Here is a 5,751-nt window from a genome sequence, read left to right as displayed (position 1 = left end):
GGCTCCAAATGCCAAGGTTTAGAAGTAGAATCTGCCAAAAGGGTAAGTCTTCAGCAGCAGAATCGAGGTTTGAGAACCGTATTGCTGGAGCATCAGTATTGGTTGGTAGCACCTCCAATGGGTCGGTTGTGAATTGCTCCCCCTAGAGCTCGACGAAGTCGAGAAATGTTAGGAGCAGATTTAAGGGCTTCTTCCCCAGGACGGCTATAGTGCCTACCTTAGACAAAGTGCGATGGCCAAACAGAAATGTCTGGCACATTTAGAACGAGAGTTAGAGTCCCTTAAAACCAGTCGTTTTCAAGCGAATCGAGAATTTGCTGCCGATGTACAGCAAGTTTTAGCACCCGCCNGTATNCATNATCGTCATTATCATGCTCGAAATTTANCCTTGAAGACTTAGGCTCCAAAAGAACAGAAGTCGAGAACTCACTGCAAAAGATTTTTAAAGCAACTCCCAAAAAAGGATGGCCTTATGATGCACAAAGATTGATTAACCGTCTCAAACGTCATTGGGAAGAGTGGTTCACCTTTCTAACTTATCCTGAAGTCAAACCAGATAATAATGATGCTGAGAGATCTTTACGTCCCATTGTCATTCACCGCAAAGTAAGTGGGGGAGCAAGAAGCGACTGGGGTGCAGAGTTAGTCACCCAAATGTTCAGTTTTTTAGAGACCATGAGATTACAGGGGCAAAATGCCATTGTCCAATTATGCGAATTATTTTCATTAGCTGGTCGGAGTCCCCCAGGATTAGAGATGTAAAAGGCTCCGGAGCCGATGGGGGATAGATTTTTCTTGATCGCCCTATCTCTCTGCACAAAAATACACAGGATTAGCGGATAATCTCCGCTAACAAAAAACTATCTTACTATTTTTTTTCTCATATTGTTGTTTTTATTTGAGGTTTTAAAAAGACTTGATTCTGGGAATGTTAGTCATTAAAATAGCCGTAATAAATTAGCTTAAATTTTACGCTAAATCACAGGGCTTATATTTTTGTTGACTCAACTGATGTTGTTTGTAGTGCTTTTCAATAAGACTTTTTTGTTGCGGTGAGCAGTTACAATCTTTTGACCTACTAACCCTTATTGGTGTTTGTGTTTCTTCCAAAATTTCTTGAATCTTTTCCTTAATTTGGCTTAAGGTTAATTTTTCAGTGATGACTAACTCCATCAAATTTCTGCGGTCAATCTCACTCTCAAGTTTAGCGATCGCCTTAGCTTTGGTATAGTCTAATCTACCTTGCCTCAACACTTGTAAGACATCATCAGGCAAATTTAATAAGGGTAGACGATTGGTGCGAAAACTCTCCCGATTAGATCGCCCTATCTTTATGAACAGTTCATCAATGATTTCTATTTGACGTGTAACGTTATCCGTCAAATCTTGATTACGTCTTTGAGCATTAGCGGCCTTATTTAAAAGTTGAATTACCTCTTGATTAGAAGCAATATCTAAATGTTGACGAATCAACTCCAGCATCCCTTCTGTTTCATCAATAGCGTTAAGGTCATCCCGTTGTATATTTTCCAGCAAAGCTAACTCAAACGCTTGTTGCTCATCTATATCCTTAACAATCACGGGAATTTGTGTTTTTCCTGCATTTTTCGCTGCACGATAACGACGTTCCCCGGCAACCAACTCATAAAGGCGATCGTTAAGGGGTCGAACAATCAAAGGTTCTAAGATGCCATATTCTTCTATAGATGCTGTTAATTCCACTAACTTTTCTCGGTCAAAAGAGCGTCGGGGTTGCCTGTGTGGGAGTTTAATTTGTTCAATATCGACCCATTGACCAATCGGGGCAATACTTGGGTTATCAATACTTTTAGAGGATGCTCGTTTTCGAGATTGAGCCATAAAATTAACTAATATAGAGATTAATCATTAATTTTAATTTTAAACGATTTTCCGTAATGCCTCATATTAATCTTTGCTATACTAAGTAGTAAGGGTATACAATAAAACCCAAATACATTTTCCAACCCAATCAGAGGCGGTTAGTACAATAGCCTGGTAGCTTCGTTAACCTTACCCTAGATTGGGTTTTGTCGTTAAAAACGATTTCAAATATAGTAATCAGTTATCAGTTGTGAGAAATAAGTGAATTGTGATCCCCCCTGCCCCCCTTACAAAGGGGGGAACTAAAGGGGGGATTAGAAAGAGGGATCTCGACGTTCTCATGAATCATGATTATGATTGCTATATATAAAAAAGTTGAGTAACTAACGACCCAAAGTTAATTCTTCTTTTTTACCTAGAATACCTTGGGGTCGCCAAACCATTAAAACCATCAAAATTAAACCAATAACCATGATTCTAAAATACCCTAATTGACTAGGACTTAAAATTTGTAATTGAGGTAAGACAAAGCGAGTTAAAGAATCATAAGCCCAAAAAATAACTGCCCCTAAAAGGGTTCCTGCATTGCTTCCCGAACCTCCTAAAACGACAATAATCCAAGTATTAAAGGTAATCAAAGGTTCAAATTTATCCGGGTAAATAGTTGTTAATTGCCAAGCGAAGAAAGCCCCAGAAGTACCTGCGATCGCACCTCCCAACATAAATGATTGTAACTTATATAACAGAATATTTTTACCCAATGCTCTAGGAACTTCTTCGTCTTCTCGAATAGCTTTTAGAATCCGTCCCCAAGGAGAATGGACTAAAAATTCTAAACTAGCATAAATGATAGCTAAAACCGATAAAACTAACACCATTAACCCTGATTTATAAGTATAAAACCAAAGGGCGGTTGTTCCTGTTATAAACGCTAATAAGATTAAAGAAGTAGCAAGAACTCCCCAAATAATTAAACTAAAAGGCTTTCTGGGTTGATAACTTTTTCCTTGTATTTCTTTATTTTGTTTCCACTGGAAAGCTAAACTTTTATATAGTGTCCATTCTGCATAAACAGCCAATAAAGTTAAAACGAGAATTAACAATAATTTGATGGGAAGAGTTGCTTCTATATTCAAGGGCAAAGGATATTGTCTTAACCCTAATGCCCCATTAGTTAACCATTCTTCATTTAAAGCAACTAAACGGACTAATTCTGAGACACCGATAGTAACAATAGCCAGATAATCTTCTCGAAGACGTAGGGTAGAAAGTCCAATTAATAACCCTAAGATAGCTGCTAAAATAGCCCCTGCCAAAACAGCGACGATGAAGGGAAACCCTTGTCTAGTTAATAAGACGCTGGTATAAGCCCCCAAAGTCATAAAACCCACCACACCAAAATTAATTAGCCCGGTAAACCCCCATTGTAGGTTTAATCCCAGGGCAAAAATACCGTACACTCCGGCTGAGGTGGTGATATAGATGATGTAACCGCTAATGCCAATGAGTTGCGCTAATAAGGCGTTATCCATGAATAAAAAAAGTGAAGATTAATGGCAATGAAATTATACAGTAATCAGGAAATATTGCCTAGTGATGTTCGAGCTTGTTGTTAAAGCCACTGAGACATCAGGTTACTTACAATTAATCTATTTTTCATGATCATACTCAACCATTTCTGCCATCTAAATATTAGTCTTTAATGGTTCGAGAAATTCTAAGTTTTCTTGTGTCCAAGTTCCTCCATGAATAGTGCCATGATTATTATTAGAGGTCGAATCAGAAGCGTCACCATTTAAAGGATAATAAGCCATTAAGCCTTCTTCTTTTCCTGTTAAACGATGGTTCATATCTTGTGTTATTTCGTCTTGAGTACGGGCTTTATTCCAGATACGAACTTCTGTTATTTTTCCCTGGAAAAAATTATCAACTCTTCCCAACCAATAGTTAGTATTTGTTGTATAAAAATTAGTGGGTGCGGGTTCCATAGCAAATAGTTCTCCGTTACGATATATTTTGTACTCAGTATTCTCTTTCACCCAGGCAATATGAACCCATTTATCTTTACTTTCAAAAAAATTATTTAAGATACTAAAATAGCGTTGTCCAGAAGTATCATAGGAGTCATAATGTAGTTCATTCCCACTGGGACCTACCCACATTCCAGGTTGGCGATAGGCCTCTTCTTGTTTACCAATAAATCCACGGAAATTAGAATTTAAAATAGCCGGATTAATCCAAAGAGAAATTGTAAAATATCTATTATTTTCAAAAGGTTCTTGAATTTCTATATAGTCATCTTGACCATCAAAATTTAAGACTGATTGTGGGTTTTGTTCCCGGTCAACATTGGCTGGTTTTTCGGTTCCCTTTAATGGTTCGAGAAATTCTAAGTTTTCTTGTGTCCAAGTTCCTCCATGAATGGTTCCATGATTCTTATTAGAGGTAGAATCAGAAGCGTCACCATTTAAAGGATAATAAGCCATTAAGCCTTCTTCTTTTCCTGTTAAACGATGGTCTATATTTCGATAAACTTTATCTACATGGACGGATTCGGGATAATAGCCAAACGTTTCTTTATACTTTTCTACTTGTTCTTTTAAATGACAAGATTCATTGAAGTTTTCCCAACTTATTTTGTCTAGAAACACATAGTTATCTACACAGCTTACTGAGAGTTTAGCTCCAAACTCTATTGGTTTTCCTACTTTTCCCCTCACTATTGGACGAATATGCGGTTGAGTTAAACTTACAATTCTTTGAGGAACACTCTGGGTATTATTCTCCCACATTGACTGTTGTTGTTCATAAACTTTTTTGATAGTCTCTAGACAATTTTTCTGTCTTTTACTCAGATTTTCCAGGGAAGCCCCAGCTTGAATTAAGTCTTCTATATTTCCTAAATTTTTCTTAAGGTATTTTAACTGTTTCCCGATAGCTTTTCTTCTTTCTTGATAAGATACTTTTCGTTTTTTAGCTACTTTTAAGTATTCCTTTCTAGCAATTATTCTAGAAGTTCTCGGCTTTTTTCTCAATTTTACTCTTAATGGTTTATAAAGATTATCTATTATTCTTTCTGTCTCAATTCTGGCTTGATTTAATATGCCTAAATCCGTTGGGTATTTGATGTCTGCTGGCGCACAAGTCGCATCTAAAATTAGTTTACCTTTATTTTTTATTTTTTCTCTTTTTTCTTGGAGACAATCCTTTTTTTTTACTTCTTTATCACTCTTGTCTATTTCTCTTTTTACTATTTTTTTATTGATTTTGTTTATCAATTCTCCATCAATTCTTTTCCTAAAATGAACTAGCATTGAAGATTCCAGTGGTGGCTCTTGTTGATAACAATTTAAACCTATAAAGTATTGTAGATAGGGATTTTCTCTAATCTGTTCTATAGTTTCTCTATCACTTGTTCTTAATTTTTCCTTAATAATTAATGTCCCTAATGCCATTCTAAATAGTTTGGCTGGCGCACCTTTTTCTGCTGAAAAAAGTTTAGCATATTCTTCCTCAAAATCATCCCAAGGTATCAACTCTGCCATGATTACCCAACGATTATTGGGGGACAATTTGCCCTCGAAAGGTAATTCAAATTTTTCTGGGGGCGGTAAAGGTTGCTCCTCTTTTCGATACATTTGTTCTTGAGCAACAACTGGGAGGTGTTTCTACCAATTATAGCGGTTTGTAGCCGACAAAGCTGATCTTTTTTGCGATCGCGAATATGGATGTAACCTTTTAAAGAATAGGGTTTTGCTTTTATTCAGCAAACCCAAATTAGGACGAAAGGATAAATATGGTCAACGTTATACTTGGACTTTGGACAAAAAAAGTTTGTTAGCGTATATTTTACGCTAAACTAAAATCCCAAAATATCGGCTCTGTATCAGTCAATAAAATTTGCTGACA

3 protein-coding genes and 2 pseudogenes are annotated in these 5,751 nt (G+C 36.6%); 1 reads left to right on the top strand and 4 read right to left on the bottom strand.

Going from position 1 to position 5,751, the window contains the following annotated elements:
• Nucleotides 1–162: 162 nt before the first annotated feature.
• Nucleotides 163–762, top strand: a pseudogene (locus CWATDRAFT_RS35015) (IS66 family transposase); the annotation flags it as partial.
• A 207-nt stretch (nt 763–969) separates the two neighbouring features.
• On the opposite strand, the gene CWATDRAFT_RS29200 reads toward CWATDRAFT_RS35015, so the two are convergent.
• The 4 genes and pseudogenes from CWATDRAFT_RS29200 to CWATDRAFT_RS40745 form a co-directional block, all read right to left on the bottom strand.
• Nucleotides 970–1,860 (bottom strand): ParB/RepB/Spo0J family partition protein, encoded by an 891-nt coding sequence (locus CWATDRAFT_RS29200; protein WP_007308346.1) that lies wholly within the window; start codon nt 1,858–1,860, stop codon nt 970–972.
• Nucleotides 1,861–2,225: 365 nt separating this feature from the next.
• Nucleotides 2,226–3,374 (bottom strand): branched-chain amino acid ABC transporter permease, encoded by a 1,149-nt coding sequence (locus CWATDRAFT_RS29195; protein ID WP_007308345.1) that lies wholly within the window; start codon nt 3,372–3,374, stop codon nt 2,226–2,228.
• Nucleotides 3,375–3,527: 153 nt separating this feature from the next.
• Entirely contained in the window at nt 3,528–4,328 is an 801-nt protein-coding gene (locus CWATDRAFT_RS40750; protein WP_232287232.1) for a LamG domain-containing protein, read from the bottom strand.
• Between the two features lie 38 nt (nt 4,329–4,366).
• A pseudogene (locus CWATDRAFT_RS40745) lies at nt 4,367–5,480 on the bottom strand (IS5-like element ISCwa2 family transposase); the annotation flags it as partial.
• Nucleotides 5,481–5,751: the final 271 nt, after the last annotated feature.

The organism is Crocosphaera watsonii WH 8501, assembly GCF_000167195.1.
GTDB classification, from domain to species: domain Bacteria; phylum Cyanobacteriota; class Cyanobacteriia; order Cyanobacteriales; family Microcystaceae; genus Crocosphaera; species Crocosphaera watsonii.
Note: the sequence above shows the minus strand (reverse complement) of the source record. Positions and strands in the feature narration are given on the sequence as shown.

Coding starts and splice junctions, on each gene's coding strand:
- CWATDRAFT_RS29200 (WP_007308346.1), bottom strand. CDS start 1,860: ATGGCTCAATCTCGAAAACGAGCATCCTCTAAAAGTATTGATAACCCA.
- CWATDRAFT_RS29195 (WP_007308345.1), bottom strand. CDS start 3,374: ATGGATAACGCCTTATTAGCGCAACTCATTGGCATTAGCGGTTACATC.
- CWATDRAFT_RS40750 (WP_232287232.1), bottom strand. CDS start 4,328: ATGGCTTATTATCCTTTAAATGGTGACGCTTCTGATTCTACCTCTAAT.